Source organism: Treponema sp. OMZ 855 (assembly GCF_024181145.1).
Classification (GTDB): domain Bacteria; phylum Spirochaetota; class Spirochaetia; order Treponematales; family Treponemataceae; genus Treponema.
In genome coordinates, this window is the sequence record NZ_CP051194.1 from 625,579 (window position 1) to 649,851 (window position 24,273).

Sequence of the window (24,273 nt, forward strand, 5' to 3'; positions counted from 1 at the left end):
ATGAGGATGGGCTATGAGAGATATACAAGATTTCGACAATATTATGATTAAATTAGCTTCGCCTGAAGCGATCCGCGCGTGGTCGTATGGCGAAGTAAAAAAACCCGAAACGATTAACTATCGTACCCTGCGTCCTGAGAGGGAGGGGCTTTTCTGCGAGCGTATTTTCGGTACTACAAAAGAATGGGAATGCTATTGCGGTAAGTTTAAATCGATCCGTTACAAGGGTGTTATCTGTGACCGTTGCGGTGTCGAGGTTACTCACTTTAAAGTACGCCGCGAGCGTATGGGGCATATCGAATTGGCAGCGCCCGTTTCTCATATCTGGTACTATCGATCCGTACCGAGCCGGATGGGGCTTTTGTTGGACTTGCCGGTTGCGGCGCTCCGTTCGGTGTTGTACTATGAAAAGTACATTGTTATTGAGCCGGGTGGAACTGATTTAAAGAAAAATCAGCTGTTAAGCGAAGATGAGTACCGTGATGCTCAGGAACGGTACGGCGGCGCCTTTACCGCAAATATGGGCGCAGAAGCCGTTAAAACCTTATTGAGTAACCTAAATCTGGATGAGCTTGCCGCTCAGCTTAGAATGAAGATGATCGAAAAGGGCGCAAAAAGTGATAAGCGGCTTTTAAAGCGCATTGAGATTGTCGAACATTTTAGAACGTCAAACAATAAGCCCGAATGGATGATACTTGATGTTATTCCGGTTATTCCGCCCGATTTGCGCCCGATGGTGCAGCTGGACGGCGGACGCTTTGCAACTTCGGATTTAAACGATTTGTACCGCCGTGTCATTCACCGAAATAGCCGGTTAACCCGTTTAATGAGCCTTAAAGCGCCCGATATCATTATCCGCAACGAAAAGCGGATGCTGCAAGAAGCGGTGGATGCCTTGTTCGACAACTCGAAGCGGAAACGTGTTATTAAGGGCTCTTCTAACCGTCCGCTCAAGTCCATCTCCGATATGCTTAAAGGTAAGCAGGGACGTTTCCGTCAGAACCTGCTTGGTAAGCGTGTTGACTATTCGGGACGTTCGGTTATCGTTGTCGGCCCTGAATTAAAGCTGTGGCAGTGCGGCCTGCCGACTAAGATGGCATTGGAGCTTTTTAAGCCGTTCATTATGAAAAAGCTCGTTCAAAAAGAAATTGTTTCCAATATCAAGAAAGCGAAAATCATGGTTGAGCAGGAAGCTCCAGCCGTTTTTGCCGTTCTTGACGAGGTTATCAGCGAACATCCCGTTATGCTGAACCGTGCCCCGACGCTGCACCGTCTCGGTATTCAAGCGTTTGAGCCGGTTCTTGTCGAAGGTAAGGCTATCAAACTGCACCCGCTTGTTTGTAAACCCTTCAATGCGGACTTTGACGGTGACCAGATGGCTATCCACGTACCGCTTACGCAAGCGGCGCAGATGGAATGTTGGACATTGATGCTTTCGAGCAGAAACTTACTCGACCCTGCAAACGGAAAGACAATCGTGTATCCGTCACAGGATATGGTTCTTGGTCTGTACTATTTAACCAAGCAGCGGACTTTAAAGGAAGGACAGCACATCCGCCGGTATTCTTCGGTTTCTGAGGTGATGATGGCTGCAGAGGCCGGCTCTATCGGTTGGCAGGAACTTATCAAGATAAACTACCGCGGTGAAGAAGTGGAAACAACCCCCGGACGCCTTGCTTTCAACGAAGAAATGCCCGAAGGTGTTCCGTTTGTCAATACCGCATTGGATGATAAGCAAATCCGCAAGCTGATCGAAACCGTGTACCGCACGAAGGGAACCTGGGTTACCGTTCAAATGCTGGATAAGCTTAAATCCGTCGGCTATTACTATGCAACTTTCTTCGGCGCAACATTGAGTATGGATGATATCATTATCCCGCAGGAAAAATCGACCATGCTCGAAAAGGCAAACAACGAAGTTCTTTCTATATATAGTCAGTACCGCGGCGGCCATATCACACAGGAAGAGCGGTATAACAGGGTCGTCGAGGTGTGGTCAAAGACAAACGAAGAGTTGACCACGATAATGATGGATACACTCGCGAAGGATCAGGACGGCTTTAATACGATTTATATGATGGCGACCTCCGGTGCGCGCGGAAGCCGAAACCAGATTCGTCAGCTCGCCGGTATGCGCGGTTTGATGGCTAAACCGAGCGGTGATATTATCGAGTTACCCATCCGTTCAAACTTCAAAGAAGGTTTGAACGTTATCGAATTCTTTATTTCTACGAACGGTGCTCGTAAGGGGCTTGCCGATACCGCGTTGAAGACCGCAGATGCCGGTTATCTGACGCGCCGTCTGGTCGATATTGCACAGGATGTTGTTGTTAATGAGGAAGATTGCGGTACCATAAACGGTATTGAGTACTCGGCGGTAAAATCCGGGGATGAGGTTATCGAATCTTTGAGCGAACGGATTGTCGGTAAATATACGCTTGAGCGGGTAGAGCACCCGATTTCGCATGAGCTTTTAATCGACGTAAACGAATACATCACCGATGAAATTGCTGCGAAGATCGAGGAAGCGGGCGTACAGACCGTTAAGCTCCGCACGGTATTAACCTGCGAGTCCAAACACGGCGTCTGCGTGAAGTGCTACGGCCGCAACCTTGCCCGCAATAAGATTGTCGAAATCGGTGAAGCGGTCGGTATTATTGCGGCACAGTCTATCGGCCAGCCGGGTACTCAGTTGACGATGCGTACCTTCCACGTCGGAGGTACGGCAAGCAGCACAACCGAAGAGAATCATATCACCTTTAAATATCCCGTCATCATCAAGGATGTCTTGGGAACATCCATTCCGCTTGATGACGGTAATCGGCTGTTTACCCGCCGCGGTACGCTTCTGTTTGAGAAAGTGCTTAAAGAGTACAATCTTACCGCAGGGGATTCTGTTGCAGTAGAAACGGGTGTCCGTATTCTACGCGACGATGTGTTGTATACCGCTGGGGACGGTACAGTGGTAAAAAGCCCATTGAATGCTTTTGCTTATTTGAACGGTTCGACGCTGTATTTGACAGCTCCCGAACAAAAAACCGAAATCAGGAACGGTTCTACCGTTGTTGTCAAAAAAGGCGATTACGTACCGGCTACTTCGGTTATTGCTACCTTCGATCCGTATAATGAACCGATTCTTGCGGAGCAAGACGGGTTTGTCCGGTTTGAGGATATTATCCCCGGTTCGACCCTCGAAGAGGATGTCAACGATGAAACGGGCGTCGTGGAGCGCCATATTTCTGAATTGAAATCGGATATGACCTTACAGCCCCGTGTATTTATCTCCGATGAATCCGGTAACGCACTCGGCTTCTATTACCTGCCGGATGGCGCTCAGCTGATGGTAGAAGAAGATACTCAGATTAAGGCCGGTACGGTTATCGCAAAACTTGCGAAGGCTGCTGCAAGAACGCAGGATATTACCGGTGGTTTGCCTCGTGTTTCGGAGCTCTTTGAAGCTCGCCGTCCGAAATCTCCGGCTGTGCTTGCTCAGGTCGCCGGTACGGTTTCGTTTAAAGGCTTATTGAAGGGTAAACGAATTGTTATCGTGAAGGATCATTACGGTAAAGATTATAAACACTTGGTTCCGATGTCCAAACGGTTGCTTGTCCGGGACGGCGATACCGTTGAAGCGGGCGAGCGGCTGTGCGACGGAAACCTTGATCCGCATGATATTCTCGCAATTTTGGGTGAAAATGCACTCCAGAATTATTTGATGAATGAGATCCGCGATGTCTATCGGATGCAAGGCGTTTCTATCAATGATAAGCATATCGGCGTTATTGTCCGCCAGATGCTTCGGAAAATTGAGGTTATGTCTGTCGGCGATACTCGCTTTATCTATGGTCAACAGGTTGATAAATACCAATTCCATGCAGAGAATAAGCGTGTTACTGCGGAGGGCGGTCAGCCTGCTATTGCACGTCCGATGTTCCAAGGTATTACCAAGGCGGCATTGAATATCGATTCATTCATTTCGGCGGCTTCGTTCCAAGAGACAACGAAGGTCTTAACAAATGCTGCTATTGCCGGTAAAACCGATGAGCTGCGCGGCTTAAAGGAAAACGTTATTATCGGCCATCTGATTCCCGCCGGTACCGGTATGTCGCAGTATCGGTCGGTTAAGCTCTTCGATAAGAATATGAGCGACTTGGACGAGCAGGTAAACGAAATCCTCGAACGGCGCAGACGCGAGTTGGAAGAAGCGGAGGCTGCCGAAGCTCAAGCGGAGATGGAAGAAGACTTCGATACGGATGACGAACTCGGTTATGGGGATATGGAATCCGCTGAAACTTCTTATGATGAAGCGCCTCTTGATGAACCTTCAGGAGATTTCGAGGATTGACAGACTGCGTATACTACATTAAAATAAACAGCTGTTGTTATAACTTAATCCGTAGTGCTGGCGGAGAGATATAAGGAGTTAGGGCAAATGCCTACAATTAATCAATTGATAAAGCAGGGCCGAAAAGCGGTCGTCTCGCGAACCAAGAGTCCTGCATTGCAGTCATGCCCGCAGAAGCGCGGTGTATGCACCCGTGTAATGACGGTTACGCCGAAAAAACCGAATTCCGCATTGCGGAAGGTTGCCCGTGTGCGCTTGAGCAACGGTATCGAAGTAACTGCCTACATTCCGGGTATTGGACATAACTTACAGGAACACTCTGTCGTTTTAATCCGCGGCGGCCGTGTTAAGGATTTACCGGGTGTGCGGTATCACATCATCCGTGGAACAAAGGATACGCTCGGCGTTGCCGATCGTAAACGCGGCCGTTCAAAGTACGGCGCTAAGAAGCCTAAGGCGTAAGGGAGGTTTATTATGGGACGGAAAAAGAAGACTATCAATAGACCGATCGCGCCGGATGCACGCTACAACAGCGTTGTGCTTTCAAAGTTTATTGCTCGTATGATGCTCGACGGAAAAAAATCCGTTACTACAGCTATTCTTTACGACAGCTTTGATGTAATTAAGTCGAAGACCGGAGAAGATCCGCTTACCGTATTTACCAAAGCGCTTGAGAATGTTAAGCCGCTCGTTGAGGTAAAATCACGCCGCGTTGGAGGTGCCACCTATCAGGTACCGATCGAAATCCGCGAATCCCGCCGCGAGGCGCTCGGAATGCGCTGGATTATCGGCGCTGCCCGCAGCCGGAACGGTCATGCCATGTCCGAACGTTTGGCTGCCGAGGTTATTGACGCATACAACAATACCGGTACTGCCTTCAAAAAGAAGGAAGATACCCACCGTATGGCGGAAGCAAACAAAGCGTTTGCTCACTATCGCTGGTAGTTGTTTGCAGTTACCGATCGTTATCGGTAATGCAGCGTAATACGAAAAGCCTTGAAGCATACTGTTTCAAGGCTTTTTTTTATTCATCTTTCCGGTAGTGCTTGTATCCGGGGTGCTTACCCCATACGTTATAGTCGGCGCGCATACGGCACAGGCGATCGATATTATCGCGGGAGATTTCTTTTTCTCCGCCGAGGATATGAGCATAGATGCTGATCTTTGCGGAAAGTTCCAAAGTTTCCATGCGGTAATATGCCATTAGCAGATCGCGGCCGAGGGTGAGTGCTCCGTGGTTTTCAAGAAGAAATACATCATGTTCAGGTAAATACGGAGCAATCGCTTCGGGAACTTCGTCGGTGGACGGTGTTCCATAGGGGGTAAGCGGTACCGAACCGATGGTAATAACGGATTCAATCGTGGTATAGCGATCCATCGGCAAATGTGCAACTGCAAAGGCTGTTGCGGCGGGCGGGTGCGCATGTACGACAGCGCCGACATCATCGCGGTCTTGATAGCAGCGTAAATGCATTTTAATCTCCGACGAAGGTTTATAACCGTGGGCACCTTCAATAATTTCGCAATCCTTGGTAATGATCAGCAATTTTTCAGGCGTGATAAGGCTTTTGCTGATGCCTGTCGGCGTTACCAAAAAATTTCCGTCTTCCAGCTTAGCCGATACATTTCCGTCATTTGATGCTACCCAGCCAAGCTGCCACATTTTGTGGCAAATGTCGCACATCTGATCTTTAATCTCTGAAATATTCATAGCGTTTAGTATACTGCGGAATCTCGTTCTGTCAATTTCACCCGCTTATTATTTTGACAAAACCTATGCATATTTGTATTATTCGTGCGGATGGTATGTTCACAATCCGGTCGTAAGGAGTATAAATCGTATGGAAAAGTCGATAGAACAGCCGCTGATATTACGCAGAGGGTTTCCGTACTTTTTGCTATTTTCACTGTATGCAATAATCAATTCCTATCTGCCGATTATGCTGAGAACACTTGGATTTTCAACAGCACGGATCGGCATCCTACTTGGCGTTATTGAAATCGTAGGTGTGTGTGCACCTTTTTTTATTACACGGCAGCTTGATAAAACCGGCCGATATGGGTTCGTAATGTGTGTATTCGGGATTGATATTGCAGTATTGCTGCTGCCTCTTCTCCATTTTCATTCATTTTTTAGCACAGCTATTTGCCTCGGTATTTTTGCCATTGGCTTTAAGGGGATGGTGCCCGTGCTGGACGGTTTTACTACAAAGGTACTCGGACAACATAGTGATCAGTACGGAAAAATACGGGCACTCGGTTCTGTAGGATTTGTCGGTATGAATCTGTTTTTACAGCTCCATCCGCTTATTTCGGGAAAAAAGCCGACATCCATTGTTTTAAGTATAAGTGCAGGTGCATTGTTGTTTATACTAATGCTCAGGTGGGTACCTGATCTATACGATTTCTCATTTGCTTGTGTAAACGAAGACAATGATGAGGAACTTCAAAACCGATGGGCTGCTGAGATATCGGATGGTCAAGAACCATTGGTAGTAGAGCCGTCCCCGAAAGATTTAGTAAAACCGAAAGCACCGTGCTCAACAAAACCTGCTGCTTTCTCCAAGCAGTTTTGGGAATGCTTGCTGTTGATCTTTCTCGCATTCTTGGGATTGGTTCCCAGCCAAAGATTTTTTTCGCTCTATGTCGAGGAATATATTAAAATAGAAGCATCTGCCGGTTTATGGGCGCTGTCGGCAATGGCGGAAATCCCCTTGCTTATTATTTCTGGGAAATGTATCCGGCGTTTCGGTAAAGAGCGACTTCTTCCCCTCTGTTTATTCACTGTCATTGTGCGAAATTTTTGCTATATTTTTATTCCCGGAATCCGTGGGGCTATTGTCGGGCAGCTTTTGCATTCGCTTAGTTTCGGATTATTCTATCCATTGAGTGTGCTGCTCTGCGTTTTGCACAGCTGCGGCAAAACGGTAACCGCTATGGCCTTTTTTACTGCCGCAAACGGTATTGCCTATGTAATAGGAAGCATAATCGGCGGGTATATTATCGAATACATGGGGTACCCTGCGCTCTTTTTATTATTTAGCGTATTTCCAGCTATCGGCATCGCATGTTATCTGTTGATCATGCGAAATGAAAATACTAGCGGGAACTCTCCAAAAATCTAAACCAACTGTTTCTAGCTCTCCCGGATTCGTGTCTGTTAGTATTTTCCAACTATCGACACATCGGCACCGAACCACTTTGCGGATATTCTCCGCAGCGATCCGTCTCGTGCCATATCGTAAAGCAAAGCATTCATCGTTTCCGCTAATTCTTTGTCTTCTTTTCTGAATGCATAGCTATAGGTAGTAATGATGATCGGATCTCCGAGAGCCTCGTATAGTTTCTTTTCTATTGTAATTTTACTGTAATATGTCAGCAAATTCATTACGACAGCATCAAGCTGTTTGAAGTCCAACGCAGTCAGCATATCTTCTTGATGGGGATAAAGATATGGGCGGCGGCCGTTATTTATATAGAGGGGAGACTTCATAACTATTTCGCGCATCTCTTCATCTGCCAACATACCGATCCGTTTATTCCGTAAATCAGAAAATTGATTGAACATTACGGTACCGTCCATACTGCGAAGCACCACAACTACCAACGCGTCCCGTAAATAAGGTGTACTTAATAAAAAGCGTTCGGCATTTGTCTCATTATTGATAAAACCGCTTGCGATATAATTAATTGTCCTGTTTTCAAGTTTGGCAATTCTGTTTGCTGTGCTAATTGGTACAAGTCTTAACTTTACACCGAGTTTATCGGCTACCGCTTGTGCAATATCTATTTCGTATCCGGCAATTTGACCTGTACTGGAGTAAAAGCTAAGAGGAGGAGTGGATGGATCAACCCCGACTACGAGTTCATTGTTGATAATAACTCTTGCCAATGAGGAATCATTGATTCCTTCTTGATCCGTCCGGCGGCCAGTACAAGAAAGGATTGTAAACAACAAAAAAATACCGAAAATAAATTTTACCTTCATTTTACCTCAGCCTCATTACAGTCTGATATTAAGTATGGATAGATTGGAACCGAACCATTTCCGAGAAAAAGCCGGAATAGTGCCGTCGGACTCCATTTCAGCTAAAACGGATTCGATTTTGGCGACAAGCGAACCGTCCGTTTTCCTAAAAGCGAACGTGTAATATTCGGTTGCAATCGCCTCGTTGATAATACTGTATTGAGGATTTCGATCGAGCGTATTACAGGAATAAATAAGATCCAATACGATGGCATCGCACACTCCGTTATTGAGGGCGGTATATAAACTACCGATAGAGTTGTACGTTTGGATAATAACATGATCTTTTAACACCTCTGTGTTCAATAATGCTTCGTCGCCTCCGGTTCCTGCCTCAACTGCTATCCTTCTGTCCCGCAGCTGTGCCAATGTTTGATAGTCTTTTCTTGCAAGCGCTACGACAATTTTAGTATTCTGAAGATACGGCGTACACATTCTATAGTGTTGTTTACGTTCTTCCGTAAGGCTGAAACCGCTTGCAATACAATCGATTGTTCCCCTATTCAAAAGCATTTCTTTTTGCGTCCAATCTATCGGGTAAAAAACCGGATGAATACCGATCCGGCGGCATAATTCCGTCAATATATCGATATCATACCCTACTATTTCATTCTTTTCATTTCTAAAGGAGAGAATGGGAACAAAATCTGAAACGCCGATGACCAGTGTGGCTTTTACCTGAACTTTTGACCAAGACGGATCTTCAATGTATTCAATTTTATGACTGCGGCGGCATGAAGAAAATAAAAGAAATAGTATACAGAATGCCGCAGACACAGCTATCCATTTTTTCATATTTGTCTCTAAAACCTTCAATAATATCTTATTCGTGTGGAGAAGTATACTAACACTACCATTTTTTATGTGTCCTGTAAAGAGAAATTATTGCCTACTTCAGGGCAACCGCATCAAAAATATTTTTAGCGGTTGCCTTCCTTCTGTGCGAAATTTTACTCAAAATTTCGCACATTTTTCCAGCCAAGAAGTAAACGCATCAGGCAGAGCAGATATAAATTGCGGAAAAATTGAGACTGTGAGACCATTTGAACCGCGAAGAGGTTCAACTCTGGTCGAATAGTCTCAATTTTTCTGCGGGGATGTTAAAAATCGATCTGATGCGTTTACCCTGTTGCCTGCTCTCCTGTTGGAAAAAATGTGCGAAATGTAGTATGGTTTCACTATGGAAAAGAATACACGGATACAAGAACTTGAAGCGCTAATAAAAAAGCATCAGGACTTATACTATAACGCAGAACCGGAAATTTCGGATGCGGATTTTGATTTATTGTGGGACGAACTGCGAAGCATCGACCCTCAGAATGTCTTATTTGCAACGGTACCTAAGGACAGCGCCGACGGCTTCCCGAAGGCGGAACACATTATCCCGATGGGGAGCCAAGAAAAAGCAGCGGATCCCGAAAGTTTCCAAAAATGGGCGGAAAAGATGCCGTTCTCCGATTTTCTGGTACAATACAAACTGGACGGCGCCAGTATGGAGCTGCAATACGAAAAGGGGCGGCTCGTTCGGGCGGTAACACGGGGCGACGGCAAAATCGGAGACGATATTACCGCGAATGTTAAAAAGATGCAGGGCGTCGTACTTGAGCTGAAAGGCGATTCCGCCTCTACCGGCATAGCTCCCTTTTCCGGTGGTATCCGAGGCGAAGTGCTGATGACCAAAGAGGTGCTGCGCCGTTTTTATCCCGATAAAAAGAATTGCCGGAATGCGGCGAACGGGTTGATGAAGCGGAAGGACGGCAGCGGTAGCGAGCACCTCGAAATTATTTGCTATGATGCTGCCGCAGGAACAGTTGGAAAACCCTTTACCGAAGCGGCGCCGTTCACCACAGAAACCGAGAAACTCAGTTGGCTTGAAGCACAGGGCTTTTTACAGGTACCGGTTACACGGTGCGCCGGCGTCCGGGAAGTTATCGATTACCGCGCCCATGTTATGGATATCCGCAGCACTATTCCCTACGACATCGACGGCCTTGTCGTTAAAAACGACCGTATCGATACCGCAGACCTCAGCAGGGCGCGGCCGGAAAAACAAATCGCCTTTAAGTTCAGCCTTGAAGAAGCGGTTACCGCGTTGCGCAGCGTCGAGTGGAGTGAGTCGGGCGCTACCTACACCCCCATCGCGCTGATCGATCCGGTTCAGCTGGCGGGCACAACCGTTAAGCGGGCAAACCTCTGCAACCCGAACATGATTGCGGAGCTGAACCTCAGGATCGGCAGTAGAGTGTTGGTAACCAAACGAGGGGAGATTATCCCTAAGATAGAAGCGCTTATCGAAAATCCCGATTCAAGCGCGCCCATCGAACAGCCTTGCAAGTGCGGGAGTTGCGGTACTGCACTCCGCGACGAAGGTACTCGCTTGTACTGTCCGAATCCGGCTTGCCCTAAGCTCATTCATCACCGGATAGAAAAATGGATCAATACCCTCGATATTCAAGACTTCGGGACAGTGCTCCTCAAACAGCTCTTTGATGCACAGCGCCTCCGTTCTATTTCCGATTTATATACACTGACTATTGAAGAACTCGCAGCGCTCGAACGCATGGGAAAAAAGTCGGCGGAAAAAGTACACCGCGCATTGCACGCTAAACGTGAAATCTCACTGCCGGTCTTTATTGCCGGTTTTGATATTGAAGGTATCGGCCGTATCATGGTAGAAAAGCTGGTTGACGCAGGCTTTGATACCCTCGAAAAATTGCTTGCAGCTTCAGAGGAAGAGTTTGCCGCCGTGTACCAATTCGGCAGCATCCTTGCCCATACGCTGACGCTCGGTCTCCGCGATGCAAAAGAAGAAATGCTGCAGCTTACCGGTTCGGGAATGATCGTTATTCAAGCACCAGCCGCCGCTCAAGGAAATCTTCCGCTCGCAGGAAAAAGCTTCTGCTTTACCGGAGAACTGAATACGCTTAAAAGAAAAGAAGCTGAAGCGATGGTTCAAGCAAAGGGCGGGGCGGTAAAATCGTCGGTAACCAAGGGACTTACCTATTTGGTAACCAATACGCCCGATTCCGGTTCGTCAAAAAACAAGAAAGCTCAGGAACTCGGCACTGCGATTATCACCGAAGACGAGTTTTTAAAACTATTTTAATGCCGGTCTCGTAGATACCTCGTCAGCAAATGGACATCCGTGTGCATTGTTTAATGATGAGTTTTTGTTCAGTACCGCCACGGATGCCGCTCGTATTAACCGGAAGCGATGTTTCGCGTGAGCGTGAAACTCGCAGTCAAAACTATACACGGACGTATAGTTTTGACGATGTGACAACGCAGATGCGCCGTATCTCCAACGCTTTTGAAATTAACTTTTCCGTTAGCCTTTGAAAATAGCCTGTTGAACAGTGTACTTCCGTGTACACTGTTCAACGCCGAGTTTGCACGGCAAATTCGGCGTTGCATGGAACCACGAATATCCGTGTCCGTTCTGAAATTTCAAGGTGCGAGCAAAAATAAAGCGGAGACGTACTTTTTGTACGTTGAGCATTTTCAGAAGTGGCACGGATGCCACTGGTTCAACCAGAAGCGATGTTTCGTGTGAGCGTGAAACTCGCAGTCAAAACTGTACACGGACGTATAGTTTTGACGATGTGACAACGCAGATGCGCCGTATCTCCAACGCTTTTGAAAATAGGCGGTGCAGATACAAGGAGTTAGGCAAAAAAGTACCGCAGGCGTATCTTTGATACGTTGAGGACACTTTTTTGCCGTGTGACGCAGTAGATGCCCCGCATATTTGCAAAAGACATATAATTGACAGAGCTGTGTTTATATGATATACCTTTTGCGCATATTTTGTTTTTTACCTTTTAATTAAGACGGAAGGAGTATATAATGTCTGGACACAGTAAATGGGCGACGATTAAACACGCAAAAGGGGCCGCTGACGCAAAACGCGGTCAGATGTTTACAAAGTTTATTAAAGAAATTTCTATAGCTGCACGTATGGGTGGCGGGGATCCGAATGGTAACCCCCGATTAAGAACTGCAATATTAAAAGCACGCGCGGCTAATATGCCGAAAGATAATATTGAACGGGCTATAAAGAAAGGTACCGGCGAATTGGGCGGTGCAAGCTATGAAGAGCTGTTGTACGAAGGTTATGCGCCGGGCGGCGTTGCGGTATTGGTGGAAGTACTGACCGACAATAAAAACCGGGCTGCAGCCAATGTGCGTAACCTTTTTTCCAAAAACGGAGGTAACCTCGGTGCCACCGGTTCGGTAGCTTATATGTTTAACCGCAAGGGCGTTATAGAGTATGATGCCGAAGTCGTCAGTGAAGAAAAACTGATGGAAGAGGCATTGGAAGCCGGAGCGGAAGATATTCAGGCTGACGGCGGTATTATTACGGTAACAACAGATCCCAACGACTTTGCTTCCGTGCTTGAAGCCTTACAGGAAAAAGGATTTGAATCCGTTTCTGCAGAAGTTTCCATGGTTCCCGCAACATATATGAGTTTGGAGGCAGAAACAATCCGTAAAGTGTTAAAAATGGTTGAACGTCTTGAAGAAGATGACGATGTTCAGAACGTATACACAAACCTCGATATTCCCGATGATTTTGAGCCGGAGGAATAGCGGTACATTTTGTAATTTTAATATCGCAAAAATAATCTAATCTAAGGAAAATCTCTAAAAACTGAGGTTTTTAGAGGCTTCCTCTATAAAAAAACGCCATACTCTCGTTGTTTTCAGCGGTTTGTATGGCGTTTTTGTTTTATTGCGGCCGTAGAATCAACGCGGCACTTCCCGTGGTCTCTCTAATTAAAAATTCTTAATGAAAAATATTTAATTAGTTAATCGCTTCCACTTCTTCTTTGCTCAATCCTGTCATTTTTTCGATAAACGGTATTTCGCAATTGGCTTGCTTCATCAGTCGTGCCGTTTCAAGCGCTTTTTGGTGGGAACCTTCAGCAAGACCAAGCGATTTGCCTTCATCCATCGCATCCATCAGGGCTGCCGGTAATATGTGGTATTCTTTCCGTGCTAATTCATTTCTTTTTACCGTCTGTATCATCTGCTCTATCCTCCTCGTGTAATCGGTTGTTGCTTTGCCTGTTTTCACATACTGTAAAAAACCTTGTAACTCTTGATTATCTGTTCTTTTAAATGCCTTCGCATTCAGTATAATCTTTTTTGTTCCATCCTGTAAGGGGATGTTTTTATCTTCGATACAGATATTTTCAAACGTGTAAACTGCTCTATCATTACCTATAGGATCAAAGAGACAGACAAAAATGATAATGCTGTTATTTAATGCCTTATAATAATAACCTTTATCCAAGAATGCGACATCAAGTACTGCCTGATAATACCGCATCCGTTTGGGGATGTTATACTCGTTTCCTACTTGCATTTCAATGTCGTAGGATGCACCGTCTTCATCTTTTACCAGTACATCAAGGCGGACGGTTTTTGCGCCCAAATTAGTCGTAACCGTATTCTGAGACGAAAGATACGTGATTTTATCGATCTGTGCACTAAAGAGCATTTCAAGAAACGGCCGGCACAGCGATTCGTGTTCCATGACTTTACAGAACATAAAGTCATCGGAAATAGTTAGTTCTTCAAAGGGTTTTCTAGTCATTCACACCTCCTACAGTCCTTATGCGACTTTTGGAGGAAAATGGCTGGAAAAAGCACTTCTTTTTTTATTTTTTATGAAGAACAGCGAAAAAAAGAATTGCACAAAGACTGCAAAGAATGCAATAACAGCAAGCATTTCAGGGTAAACGCATCAGGTCGTTTTTTTAATGCCCCCGCGGAAAAATTGAGCCTATTCGAGCAGAGCAACGCCAAGGAATTGGCATCCGTGGCAGTTCTGTCTGCGGTTCAAATGGTCTCCACAGTTTCAATTTTTCCATGGTTTTTACCTACTCACCTGATGCGTTTACCCGTCTGCTGGAAAAATGTGCAAAATTTTAAGTAAAATTTCGCACAGAAGGAAGGTAACCTCTGAAAATATTTTATAATGCGGTTGCCCTGGTAAGCATTTCTATTTGTATTTTTTTTAAAGACAGTATATAATAAACTTGCGAAAAAAGGTAAAGTGTGGTTACCTAAAAAGATAGCATGTTTAATTCTATGATAAAGACAAAAGGGGATATACGAGGAGGTAGAATATGAAAAAGCAGTATGTGAACTCTGTCAGTATTCTTTTGGCAATGCTGTGCCTTGCGTTTACGGCATGTAATGGTATGCTTACCGGCGGAGACACCGGCACGGTACGGGTTGTTATTGGAGGCGGAACTGCCCGTTCAGTTGATGGAAAAGGCCTCCCTGCGCTTAATGAGAATAATACCGTTATCACCATTACGGATGAAGAGGGAACTGAATTAGCACGGAAAACAACATCGGTTACGGTTACGCTTGCTATCGGTACAAAAATTACCGTAAAAGCGGTTGTTACAACAGCGGCAGGAGCGTGGCACGGTTCCGAGAAGCACACTGTTATGGCAGGGGATAATTTCATTGCCGTAAAGCTATCTAAAACGCTGAAAGTTGCCGCCAATCTGCTGTTTTATATTACAGGAAAAGACCCTTCGGGGAGTAATATCGTATCCTTGAGCACGCAAAACGGTAGAAAACTGCTCGATGGAATTCTTATCGGCAAAAAACCGGTAACGGCACGGGATAAAATCGGCAGAATATATGTGCTGTATGAAGATACTTCATCTACTCATCTTAAACGCTTTAATGTGGAGGGAAATGAGGATACCGAATTTGAAGCTGCTCTTGCTGCTGTACTGCCGTCCGGCGTTGTTATCGGTAGTATTGATAATATAGTGATTGATCAGGACGATAACTATATCTTTTTGCTTAAGGAGGATACCGTCTATTGCTTCAAGGAGAAAGAAGATCATTCGTTTGAATCTTTTAGCAGTGCTGCATTCCCGAGTGCACCGGCATCAAGTGCTAGTGCCGTTGCGGTAGATGATGATGTACTGTTTGCTGTGTATGGTCAGACTTTGTCTGCCTGTGAGTTTGGATTTGAAGATCTTCCCACTCCGGGCAATAAGACTTTAAAATTTAAATCGACGACACTAGCGAGTCAGAACTTGAATCAACTTCGATCAGCTTCCGCCTTTGGAAATGATCTTCCCGATTGTACCGGTCTTTTTGCCGAGGATGACGACGTGTACTGTCTGCTTACCCAGCAGAAAGAGGAAGCAGGAAAAAAGTATGCGCTTGGGCAGCTCGTTCGCTATGAATATTCCGGCAGTACGCTTACCAAGAAAAATACGGAAGGACTTCATTCCAAAGCCGGTAGTACTGATCTCTCCCTTCCCTTCGAGTCAGCCTCTTTCTCTAACCCCGTCGGTTTTATCGGCTATGACGAAGACAATATCTACATAGCGGATGACGGTGTAAATATCGAGTATCTCAATGAAAATCTCCGTGTAAACGGCAATCAAGATCGCATCGCCGCATTCAACCGCAGAAACGGTAGTCTGTCTTTCCGTGACTCTGGTGCAACATGGTTTACAGAGCACGCCGTCTATAAAAAGCCCAATACAAAGATACTGCTGTGGGAAAAGCAAAGCCCTGCCATGGTTCTTTCCCCCATGAACTATTGGATAAGCACAGACGGAACGGAAGCATTTTCCGCTACGAATAAGCTTTTTGAAGACTCCGTGCAGCCTACCGATGTTTTCTGTTACGACCAAGACGGCAATCTGTATATTTTGTGGAAAGATAGTTCTGGTTGCAACGTTAGACGGTTTGCGCTGAAAGAAGACGGCTCGTATGATACGCAGGGTGTGGATGCTTTTCTAACACCCCATGATGTTTCTGCAATTGCCGTAGATATTTCCGACGGACAAAATTATTTGTATTATACATATGAGGATGGTCCCGGTGGACACATAGTAAAATATAGCTGGCCTTTAGGCACTCCGTTCAGTAGTGCGTCAGTTGCCAATAAACCTGATGGGTTACCATATGATGTAACGTTTGATGTGGATACCGCTCCCGTTACCGCGCTTGCAGCAAACAAGGACGGGCTGTTTGTCGGCACAAGGACAAGGAGCACATCTCCTGCCGGTTATACATTATCGGTAAAGAAATATGACAAGCAGGACGGAGCCGATAAAGGAACAATAGATGTCGGATCATTTCAAGAAACTCCTACGGAACCGACTTCGCCTCCGTTCGACCCCTATACGAACACGATAGCCTTTGTTAACGACTTACAGGTTCTCGACGGTGTGTTGTATGCCATCACTTCAAAAGAAGAGAACGGTATGAAAGAAATTAGTTTCGATTACCAAGCCGATACCTTTAAAAACAGTGGCAAGCTGTATAAAATCGGCAGCACGAAGGATGGATTCTCCGGCAGTGCCGTCGAATTGGCTAAAAAGGATCCTGTAGGTACGGCAGGGAATGAAGTCGGTTACGGCTTTTATCGCTTTATTGCCGTAAAATACGACGAAGCCGAGCGGATTAGGCTCATCATCGCCTCGGACGGTGCATGGGGTAAAGAAGGACTGGCTAGTTACCCTGATCGGCCTTACTGTAAAAATGCCGATAAGGTATTGGAGTACGATTTGAAAGGCCGTTTACAAGACGAACAGAATTCGGGCGGAAGCTTTTCTAAGACGTTACAAGAATCAGGCTTTGAGTGGGACTAAACTGTCGGATGAGTTTTATTTCTCGAGCCGCACGCTTTGGGCGAGCGGCTCGGCAGAAGCCGCTCGTTAGCCTCTGCGTTCCCGTGTACGGGACGGAGGGGCTGATCGGACGGTTTTTTGAAAGCGTGTTACGGCAGGATGCAGCGCCGCTTTTTGAAACCATCGTTGTAAACGACGGCAGTCCCGGTGCAAAAGAACTGCGGGGTATTATTAAAACATATACAAAGCGGTTTAAAGCGCAGGGGTTGCCGCTCGTGTTTTTGGAACATAGTAAAAACCTCGGTACGCTCGAAGCGCGCCGGACAGCGGTTACTGCGGCATCGGGCGAATACCTCGCCTTTGCCGACCCGGACGATGAGCTGCCGCCTAATGCTCTCCGTCTATTGTACGATGTAGCCGCTACGTCGGGTGCCGATATTGTACACGGCAAGGCTGCGGTGTGCGGTATGGAAGGAGAACCGGACACGCGTGTTGCAGTCTTTGCTCAAAGGGCGCAGAATGTGTACGATGGTGTTTTAACCGGCGATGAAATCCTCCGCACATATATCGTTGAACACTCATACAGCAGTTTCGTATGGGGCAAGCTTTTTAAAACAGACCTTGTTCAAAAAGCGTACGGCGAAATTCCGTTTACCTATTGTACAATGGCGGAAGATATGCTGCTCTATTTTTTTATTGCCTTGACTGCATCGAAATCTGTAGGCGCATTAGAGGACGGGTATACCGAAAAAGTGCATACATATGTCGGCATACGGGATGTTGTGTATCACTACCGTATCAACACCGGCGTTACTTCCCGCCGTACAATCGCCGACCTTTCCGAATGGCAAAAGGTATGCTCCGTTGCTTCGGTTTTTACCATTATCCTTTCTTATTTGGATGAACATCCCGCTATTGACGGCGATATCCTCAAGTCTGTACAGGATTCAGGCCGCGCTCACTATGCCGATAACCTCAAGCAGCTGGAAGCCTGTGTGGTTCCTTCATTACAAAGAGAGGCACGGGCTATGCTGGATGAGTGGTGGGGGCTTGCATAGGCGCGGATCTATGCGCTCTTGACGCCGGATGCCGATCTATCAGTCCGGCATATTTCTTTGATACGGATGTACCCTTGTTTTTTCCCCGGAAAAAGGATAAATTGACGCATTCTCCGTAAAAATCATTAAGGAAAGTCAGAGCTTATGCCGCATCTTTATATCCCCGAACACTACCGGCCGGTTTTAACCGGTAAAGAAACGGAACAGGCTATCGTCCGTATCAAAAACTTTTTTCAGCTCACTTTATCGACCCGTTTGAACTTAACCCGCGTTACGGCGCCGCTCTTTGTGCCCAGAGGAAAGGGCTTGAACGATGATTTGAACGGTACGGAACGGGCAGTACATTTTCCGGTAAAGGATATGAATGAGCAGGAACTTGAGATTGTACACTCGCTTGCAAAGTGGAAGCGTGTTAAAATAGCGGAAATGGGATTACAGTCCGGCTTCGGTATTTATACCGATATGAATGCGATCCGAGCTGATGAGGAACTTGATAATATCCATTCGCTCTATGTCGATCAGTGGGATTGGGAGCTCGCGATGGAGGAGTCCGACCGAACGCTCGATTTTCTGAAGGCAACGGTAGAAAAGATATACGATTGCTTAAAGTGTACCGAGTTTTTTATCTATGATAACTATTCGGCGATCGAGCCGATTCTGCCGAAACATATCACCTTTATCCATGCGGAAGATCTCTATGCGCAGTATCCCAATCTTTCCGGAAAGGAGCGGGAGCGGAAATGCGCCCGACAGTACGGTGCTGTCTTTTTAATCGGTATCGGCGCTCCGCTCAAAAACGGAGAACCGCATGACGGTAGGGCGCCCGACTATGACGACTGGATTACCGAAACCGGCAGCGGACGGCACGGATTAAACGGAGACTTGTTGGTGTGGAATCCCGTATTGGAGGATGTGCTTGAACTCTCTTCGATGGGGATCAGGGTAAGTCCTCAAACGATGAGGGAACAGCTTGCCGCCCGCAACTGCATGGAACGGGCATCGCTGTTTTTTCATACCAAACTGCTGAACGGAGAACTGCCCCAAACCATCGGCGGAGGAATCGGGCAGTCGCGGCTCTGTATGTTCTTCTTGCGGAAAGCCCATATCGGTGAAACGCAGGTTTCGGTATGGCCCGACGATATGCGGGCGCAGTGTGCGGGACGGAGCATTCTACTATTATAGAATGGGCATCTCTAAAAACTCGGTTAGTTTTTAGAGATGCTTTGAGCTGTCCAAAAACTTCAGTTTTTGGACAGTTTCCTTAGATTTAGATGCGATGTTTAAAACTAAGTCATTACTTTATAAAGACTTAGTTTTAAACTCGCGGGGATGTCGAAAAAGTAACCAACTTTTGAGACATCCCCATGAATTTATCGGGAGGCATTACAATGGACATTCGGCATTCGGTCGCTGCGTTTTTTGGACGGCATAATTTTGATGCGGAAGGCCCCACGGTCAATACGGTTATCGATACGCTGCTGTATGATATAGAAGAAGGGCTGAAACGGGATCCGAGCATTCCCATTGGTACGGGGCCGGCGCTGGATATGATTCCGACGTGGTTTATGCCGCCTCAGCAGCCGCCCAAGAATACTTCGGTTATCGTTATCGATGCGGGCGGAACCAATTTCCGGTCATGCTTGGTTACCTTTGACGAAAACAGCATCCCGTCCATCAGTCAGCTTGAGCGGAAGCCGATGCCGGCAACCGATAGGGAATACTCTAAAGCGGAATTTTTTGCTACCATCGCCTCCTATTTAGACCATTTGAAAAACGCTGCGGATTCTATCGCGTTTTGCTTTTCGTATGCGATGAAAATTACTCCGGCAGGCGACGGCGAAGTGCTGCAATTCTCTAAGGAAATCAAAGCGCCCGAAGTGATCGGCTCATTGGTCGGTCAAAATCTGGAGGCGGCGCTGATGCAGCGGGGCTGGAATAAGCTGAAACGCATTGTACTATTAAACGATACGGTTGCGGCGCTTCTCGCAGGGGCATCGACTGCTGTCGGCGGGAAAAAATACGATTCGTATGTGGGCTTTATCCTCGGAACCGGAATGAACGCTGCGTATATCGAATATCAGAATATTCCGAAAATTGCGTCGAACAGCGCCGGTACGGTCGCCTTGCCCGCACAGATTGTCGTCTGCGAGTCGGGGAAGTCGAACAAACAGCCGCGCAGCGATTTTGATGAAGCATTTGCAAAAAAGACCGACCAGCCGCAGATGTTTTGGTTTGAAAAAATGTGCTCCGGCGCCTACCTCGGATCGGTTGCTTCGGTGATGATACGGGCAGCCGCTGCGGACAATCTTTTTTCCGCCGGCGTTAAAAAGGCTTTTGCTACCATTACCGACCTTCCGCTTATCGATGTAAACCGCTTTTTGCAAGCACCGTATTCCGATCAAACCCCGCTCGGACAGCTGTTAGCAGGCGGCACGGAAGAAGACCGCGAGGTTCTCTGCCGGATATTGGATGTGTTAATTATGCGCACGGCACGGCTTGCTGCGGGGAATATTGCCGCGGCTGTTATTAAAACAGGCAAGGGAAAAAATCCTGCGCTGCCGGTTTGTATCCTTTCAGAGGGTACAACGTTTTTAAAAACGTACCGCTTGCATGATGCCGTTATTGCGCACCTCTATCGGGTGCTGACGCAAGAGCGAGGCCTTTATTTCGATGTGGTATCCCTCGACAATGCAATTACGTTCGGCACCGCCATCGCGGGCACGATTTAACAATGTAGCGCACCTCTATTCCGAAGGATACGAAGCAAATCTAACCGAGTTTTTAGAGGCGCGCTGTAACAATGTAACGGAGGTTTAACGAGACTTACATGGCGGAGCTTTTTTATCTGGCAAAAATCGGAGAAATCAACCTTAAAAAAGGGAACCTAAAGGATTTTGAGCGGCGGCTTGCGCAAAACTTCAGAAGCTATTTTGACGGAGCGGTACCAAACGTACAGGTACGCGCCGGGCGGATGTATGTACGGGCTGATGAGGCCTTGCAGCCGCGGGTAGAAGCGGCTCTAAATCACCTTTTCGGTATTACGAGCTGGGCGCAGGCAAAACCGGCGGACAAAACGCTTGAGTCAATTTCCGAAACGGCTGTTACCGAAGCCAAGGCCTTGCAGGCGCAAGGCGCACGCACCTTTAAAATTGAAGCCCGCCGCGCCGATAAGCAATTTCCCCTTACTTCGTATGATATTGCACGGGAAGTAGGAGGCACCATCCATACGGCGGGGATTTTAACCGTCGATGTGCACAAGCCCGATGCGGTTATCAGCATCGAGGTACGCGAAAAGCAAGCGTTCATTTACGGCGTTGAGCATACCGGCAGGAGAGGGCTTCCCTGCGGCTGTTCGGGGCGGGCGCTGCTGCTGCTCTCGGGCGGAATCGACTCCCCCGTTGCCGGATATAAAATGCTCTTCCGCGGTATGAAAGTCGATTACGTGTATTTTCATTCCCATCCGTATACGTCGCCGGAAGCTCAGCAAAAGGTAGAAACCTTAGCCGGTATTTTATCCCGCTACGGACTCGGCGGATACATGACCGTTGTGTCGTTTACCAAGGTACAGCAGCATCTAAAGCGGACGGTGCCTGAAGCCTATTTGACGCTTTTGCTCCGTATGTGTATGATGCACACGGCCGAAATGCTGGCTGAAAAGGTTAATGCGCAGTGCTTGGTTACGGGAGAGAGTCTCGCGCAGGTGGCAAGCCAAACAATCGAAAACCTTACGATTACCGACAGCTGTGCAAAACTTCCGATTCTGCGTCCGCTTATCGGTATGGACAAGGAAGAAATCATACGGTATGCAGTTGATATCGGTACCTATCAAACTTCCATACTGCCGTATGAAGATTGCTGCGTACTGTTTTCTCCCAAACATCCGGTACTGCATACACGGCAGAAAGATGCCGAAGATATCTATGCGCGTATAGATATAGAGCCGTTGCTCATGGAAGCCTTCGAGCAGCGTGAAACAAAAAAAATAGAATGGGCTTTGCCGTAAAGAAAGGATTTTATTTATAATGCATAAAAAATTATTACCTGTTTTATATCTTTTGTTTTTTTCTTCCGTTCTCTTAGTGGGTATGAGCGCTGATGAGGCATATCCTGTGATTGAAAAAATAATTTCGACGAGGCCGATGCAGGAGAACAGTATCTATTATGTAAACGATGAAGATATACAACTCATACTCGGCTCAGCAGCAGAGACAAATATTAACTTGTTTGAACTGATCGATTGTATGTACCGTTATCTTGCGATGAATAACAAACGGCTTGAAATATCGGGAGATATGCTCCGTAATGCACGAACATTGTTTAGTTATGGGGGATATCCCGTTGAGCAGCTTTTACCGATAGATAATCTTGTGAGCGTACAGGTTGGGGCTTGTTTTAATCAAAATCAAAATCCGCTTGAAATGGAGCTTAATGCTCCTTACAGTGTTTACATTGAGATTGCAACGGCTGCATACGATACTCGATGCGGTTTTACGAAGCTGCAGCCGCTCAATTTTCTGGAATCTTATGGTATGTACATTAAGAAATGGAACATAACAAAACAGATACGAAAAATTCATCTGTATGAACCCGGTTTTGGCGCTGTATACGCTCAAGGTTTCTTTAAACCGAAAAAATGGGAATTGGGAGCTATCACTCGAATTCCTTCTCAGTCCCCTGAGCCTTGAGATTTCAGTTCATTATTTCTTTCCTGAAGCCCCAGTTTTATTTCTTCTGCACGTGCGATATCCCGTTCGGCTGTTTCGATGAGCTTTTCGTACTGAGCAATGCCGTCTTTATATCCGGCAATGGCTTTTTGTAATGTTTCTATTTTATGTACCTCGCCGGCAAGGGCGATTTCGTTTTCGATACATTCGATGTCGATCGCATTTTTTTCCAGCTTTACACGATACTCTGCAATAGAATCTAAGTACGTTTTAAATGGATCCGGTACGCTGGAAAGGGGTTCTTCGGTACGTGTGCCTGCATCGGTATAAAAGATATCGCTATACTGTGAACCTTGCCGTCTCTCGGCTTCTTCAATTTTCTCATCCGTATTTTTTATGATGTCCGCCAGAACATTGATTCGCTTCTGGGGAGTATCGATAACACCGCATTCCGTTAACGTTTCAGTAAGCTTTTTCTGCTCGGCATTCAGTGTTGCCTTTCTGTCTTCCATTTCATCTTGCTTGGCAACGATTGCTTGGAGGGCAAGATACGCTGTTTCAAGTTGTTCCGGAAAGGAAGCGCCGCGTACCTCTTTTATAACAGTATCGGTGAGGAATTCTTCTCCTGCGGCAATAATTTGCTCATTCATCTTTTTCTGCAAACCGGTTAATTTTCCTTTGAGTGATAACAGCTGCGGACTCAAAGTCAGCTTTTTAAAAAAGTGTGCATCGTTTTTTTGGCGTTCAAGTTCTTGTTTGTCTTGCTGTACCTTCTCGATAGAGTCTTTGAGCGGTTCAATTGATTGAACGATCTGTGCAATTTGCGGTAGTGAATTATTGTGATAGGTTTGAAAGAACAGTAAAATAAAATCATTCCGCGCTGCTTCATAGGTACGCTGTTGTTCATGCAATAGTTTATCAACTTCTTTAGAAAAAACTTTTAATTCATTTTGCCGCGATTGTGCCGTCTTAATACTCAAAACAGTATCCGAATCCTTTCGGCGGGACTCTCTCAGTATTTTCCATGCTTCAAAGTCCTGTTCGTTAATATGAGGTATTGTTTCTTTACGCTGCAAAACATATTCGAATTGGGTTTCGCCGTATTCTCTGTACAATGAATTAAGCATTGTTTGTAAAGCTTCCCGCTCTTTTTTTCTGTCCGCTAAATTTTTCTTCAGATTATCCATACAAAACCGCCTTTGTTCATCCCATGATTATAAGATAAGAGAACACTATCAATATATACGTTTGTTGTAAAAAATACTATATCATCGGTTCAAACACGCTACTGACTAGAACCACCGCCGTCCATGGCGGTTCTGAACAGTCTTTTTACCGTAAGCCTTTTGAAAATAGCCTGTTAAGCAGTTATACCTCCGTGTACAACTGCTTAACGACGAGATTTGTGCATAACACAAATCTCGCTGCTGCTTATAACCCCGGACATCCCTGTCCGTCCTGATACGTTGAGGATTAATTTTTATGAAGCGACAAAGTAATTACCCGTATATTTTTGAGCCAACGCTTTTGAAAAGAGACGATGCAGATGCTAGGAGCG

General features: G+C 46.2%; 19 protein-coding genes. 13 read left to right on the forward strand and 6 right to left on the reverse strand.

What is annotated here, in order from left to right:
* The first annotated feature begins 13 nt into the window (after positions 1 to 13).
* From rpoC to rpsG, 3 genes are all read left to right on the forward strand, one after another.
* On the forward strand, positions 14 to 4,345 hold the full coding sequence (gene rpoC / locus E4N65_RS02945; RefSeq protein ID WP_253673988.1) for a DNA-directed RNA polymerase subunit beta': 4,332 nt from the start codon (positions 14 to 16) through the stop codon (positions 4,343 to 4,345).
* Positions 4,346 to 4,432: 87 nt separating this feature from the next.
* On the forward strand, positions 4,433 to 4,807 hold the full coding sequence (rpsL, locus tag E4N65_RS02950) for a 30S ribosomal protein S12 (protein ID WP_016518396.1): 375 nt from the start codon (positions 4,433 to 4,435) through the stop codon (positions 4,805 to 4,807).
* A gap of 12 nt (positions 4,808 to 4,819) precedes the next feature.
* A complete protein-coding gene (gene rpsG / locus E4N65_RS02955; protein ID WP_044013319.1) occupies positions 4,820 to 5,290 on the forward strand; it encodes a 30S ribosomal protein S7 in 471 nt (156 codons plus the stop codon).
* A 79-nt stretch (positions 5,291 to 5,369) separates the two neighbouring features.
* Here rpsG and E4N65_RS02960 read toward each other — a convergent pair whose 3' ends face one another.
* On the reverse strand, positions 5,370 to 6,056 hold the full coding sequence (locus E4N65_RS02960; protein WP_253673989.1) for a class II aldolase/adducin family protein: 687 nt from the start codon (positions 6,054 to 6,056) through the stop codon (positions 5,370 to 5,372).
* 130 nt (positions 6,057 to 6,186) lie between these two features.
* Between E4N65_RS02960 and E4N65_RS02965 the strand changes: the two genes are divergently transcribed.
* Positions 6,187 to 7,470 (forward strand): MFS transporter, encoded by a 1,284-nt coding sequence (locus E4N65_RS02965; RefSeq protein ID WP_253673990.1) that lies wholly within the window; start codon positions 6,187 to 6,189, stop codon positions 7,468 to 7,470.
* A 35-nt stretch (positions 7,471 to 7,505) separates the two neighbouring features.
* Here the strand turns inward: E4N65_RS02965 and E4N65_RS02970 are convergent, their stop codons facing one another.
* Positions 7,506 to 8,333, reverse strand: coding sequence for a substrate-binding periplasmic protein (locus E4N65_RS02970; RefSeq protein ID WP_044013313.1), 828 nt, complete (start codon positions 8,331 to 8,333; stop codon positions 7,506 to 7,508).
* Between the two features lie 15 nt (positions 8,334 to 8,348).
* Positions 8,349 to 9,167, reverse strand: a complete 819-nt coding sequence (locus E4N65_RS02975) for a transporter substrate-binding domain-containing protein (RefSeq protein WP_044013311.1) — start codon at positions 9,165 to 9,167, stop codon at positions 8,349 to 8,351.
* A 385-nt stretch (positions 9,168 to 9,552) separates the two neighbouring features.
* Between E4N65_RS02975 and ligA the strand changes: the two genes are divergently transcribed.
* Positions 9,553 to 11,478 (forward strand): NAD-dependent DNA ligase LigA, encoded by a 1,926-nt coding sequence (ligA, locus tag E4N65_RS02980; RefSeq protein ID WP_044013309.1) that lies wholly within the window; start codon positions 9,553 to 9,555, stop codon positions 11,476 to 11,478.
* Positions 11,479 to 11,700: 222 nt separating this feature from the next.
* Here ligA and E4N65_RS02985 read toward each other — a convergent pair whose 3' ends face one another.
* Complete coding sequence (locus E4N65_RS02985; RefSeq protein ID WP_158506654.1) at positions 11,701 to 11,886, reverse strand: hypothetical protein; 186 nt, start codon at positions 11,884 to 11,886, stop codon at positions 11,701 to 11,703.
* Positions 11,887 to 12,218: 332 nt separating this feature from the next.
* Between E4N65_RS02985 and E4N65_RS02990 the strand changes: the two genes are divergently transcribed.
* Positions 12,219 to 12,962 carry a YebC/PmpR family DNA-binding transcriptional regulator gene (locus E4N65_RS02990; RefSeq protein WP_044013307.1) on the forward strand — a complete coding sequence of 248 codons (744 nt, stop codon included), beginning with the start codon at positions 12,219 to 12,221 and terminating at the stop codon, positions 12,960 to 12,962.
* A 214-nt stretch (positions 12,963 to 13,176) separates the two neighbouring features.
* Here E4N65_RS02990 and E4N65_RS02995 read toward each other — a convergent pair whose 3' ends face one another.
* Positions 13,177 to 13,971, reverse strand: a complete 795-nt coding sequence (locus tag E4N65_RS02995; RefSeq protein WP_044013305.1) for an Rpn family recombination-promoting nuclease/putative transposase — start codon at positions 13,969 to 13,971, stop codon at positions 13,177 to 13,179.
* Positions 13,972 to 14,010: 39 nt separating this feature from the next.
* Here E4N65_RS02995 and E4N65_RS03000 point away from each other — a divergent pair, with 39 nt between their 5' ends.
* The 7 genes from E4N65_RS03000 to E4N65_RS03030 all read left to right on the forward strand — a co-directional run bounded on the left by E4N65_RS03000 (position 14,011) and on the right by E4N65_RS03030 (position 22,736).
* Entirely contained in the window at positions 14,011 to 14,313 is a 303-nt protein-coding gene (locus tag E4N65_RS03000) for a hypothetical protein (protein ID WP_044013303.1), read from the forward strand.
* Positions 14,314 to 14,506: 193 nt separating this feature from the next.
* Positions 14,507 to 17,014: a hypothetical protein gene (locus tag E4N65_RS03005; protein WP_044013301.1), complete on the forward strand. Its 2,508-nt coding sequence runs from the start codon at positions 14,507 to 14,509 to the stop codon at positions 17,012 to 17,014.
* An 8-nt stretch (positions 17,015 to 17,022) separates the two neighbouring features.
* Positions 17,023 to 18,051, forward strand: a complete 1,029-nt coding sequence (locus tag E4N65_RS03010; RefSeq protein ID WP_253673991.1) for a glycosyltransferase family 2 protein — start codon at positions 17,023 to 17,025, stop codon at positions 18,049 to 18,051.
* 144 nt (positions 18,052 to 18,195) lie between these two features.
* Positions 18,196 to 19,233, forward strand: coding sequence for an aspartate--ammonia ligase (asnA, locus tag E4N65_RS03015; RefSeq protein ID WP_044013298.1), 1,038 nt, complete (start codon positions 18,196 to 18,198; stop codon positions 19,231 to 19,233).
* A gap of 206 nt (positions 19,234 to 19,439) precedes the next feature.
* A complete protein-coding gene (locus E4N65_RS03020; RefSeq protein ID WP_044013296.1) occupies positions 19,440 to 20,780 on the forward strand; it encodes a hexokinase family protein in 1,341 nt (446 codons plus the stop codon).
* 98 nt (positions 20,781 to 20,878) lie between these two features.
* On the forward strand, positions 20,879 to 22,054 hold the full coding sequence (gene thiI / locus E4N65_RS03025) for a tRNA uracil 4-sulfurtransferase ThiI (protein ID WP_044013294.1): 1,176 nt from the start codon (positions 20,879 to 20,881) through the stop codon (positions 22,052 to 22,054).
* 19 nt (positions 22,055 to 22,073) lie between these two features.
* Entirely contained in the window at positions 22,074 to 22,736 is a 663-nt protein-coding gene (locus tag E4N65_RS03030) for a hypothetical protein (protein WP_253673992.1), read from the forward strand.
* Here the strand turns inward: E4N65_RS03030 and E4N65_RS03035 are convergent.
* Entirely contained in the window at positions 22,718 to 23,902 is a 1,185-nt protein-coding gene (locus E4N65_RS03035) for a hypothetical protein (RefSeq protein ID WP_044013291.1), read from the reverse strand. The two genes, E4N65_RS03030 and E4N65_RS03035, sit on opposite strands and share 19 nt — an antisense overlap.
* Between the last annotated feature and the right edge of the window lie 371 nt (positions 23,903 to 24,273).

Excerpts from the sequence above, each read along its gene's own strand:
- E4N65_RS02995 (WP_044013305.1), bottom strand. The coding sequence starts at position 13,971 with ATGACTAGAAAACCCTTTGAAGAACTAACTATTTCCGATGACTTTATG.
- E4N65_RS02960 (WP_253673989.1), bottom strand. The coding sequence starts at position 6,056 with ATGAATATTTCAGAGATTAAAGATCAGATGTGCGACATTTGCCACAAA.
- E4N65_RS03005 (WP_044013301.1), top strand. The coding sequence starts at position 14,507 with ATGAAAAAGCAGTATGTGAACTCTGTCAGTATTCTTTTGGCAATGCTG.
- E4N65_RS02990 (WP_044013307.1), top strand. The coding sequence starts at position 12,219 with ATGTCTGGACACAGTAAATGGGCGACGATTAAACACGCAAAAGGGGCC.
- rpsL (WP_016518396.1), top strand. The coding sequence starts at position 4,433 with ATGCCTACAATTAATCAATTGATAAAGCAGGGCCGAAAAGCGGTCGTC.
- E4N65_RS03030 (WP_253673992.1), top strand. The coding sequence starts at position 22,074 with ATGCATAAAAAATTATTACCTGTTTTATATCTTTTGTTTTTTTCTTCC.
- E4N65_RS03010 (WP_253673991.1), top strand. The coding sequence starts at position 17,023 with ATGAGTTTTATTTCTCGAGCCGCACGCTTTGGGCGAGCGGCTCGGCAG.
- E4N65_RS03000 (WP_044013303.1), top strand. The coding sequence starts at position 14,011 with ATGGCTGGAAAAAGCACTTCTTTTTTTATTTTTTATGAAGAACAGCGA.
- E4N65_RS02970 (WP_044013313.1), bottom strand. The coding sequence starts at position 8,333 with ATGAAGGTAAAATTTATTTTCGGTATTTTTTTGTTGTTTACAATCCTT.
- rpoC (WP_253673988.1), top strand. The coding sequence starts at position 14 with ATGAGAGATATACAAGATTTCGACAATATTATGATTAAATTAGCTTCG.
- ligA (WP_044013309.1), top strand. The coding sequence starts at position 9,553 with ATGGAAAAGAATACACGGATACAAGAACTTGAAGCGCTAATAAAAAAG.
- rpsG (WP_044013319.1), top strand. The coding sequence starts at position 4,820 with ATGGGACGGAAAAAGAAGACTATCAATAGACCGATCGCGCCGGATGCA.
- E4N65_RS02975 (WP_044013311.1), bottom strand. The coding sequence starts at position 9,167 with ATGAAAAAATGGATAGCTGTGTCTGCGGCATTCTGTATACTATTTCTT.
- E4N65_RS03020 (WP_044013296.1), top strand. The coding sequence starts at position 19,440 with ATGGACATTCGGCATTCGGTCGCTGCGTTTTTTGGACGGCATAATTTT.
- thiI (WP_044013294.1), top strand. The coding sequence starts at position 20,879 with ATGGCGGAGCTTTTTTATCTGGCAAAAATCGGAGAAATCAACCTTAAA.
- E4N65_RS02965 (WP_253673990.1), top strand. The coding sequence starts at position 6,187 with ATGGAAAAGTCGATAGAACAGCCGCTGATATTACGCAGAGGGTTTCCG.
- asnA (WP_044013298.1), top strand. The coding sequence starts at position 18,196 with ATGCCGCATCTTTATATCCCCGAACACTACCGGCCGGTTTTAACCGGT.
- E4N65_RS03035 (WP_044013291.1), bottom strand. The coding sequence starts at position 23,902 with ATGGATAATCTGAAGAAAAATTTAGCGGACAGAAAAAAAGAGCGGGAA.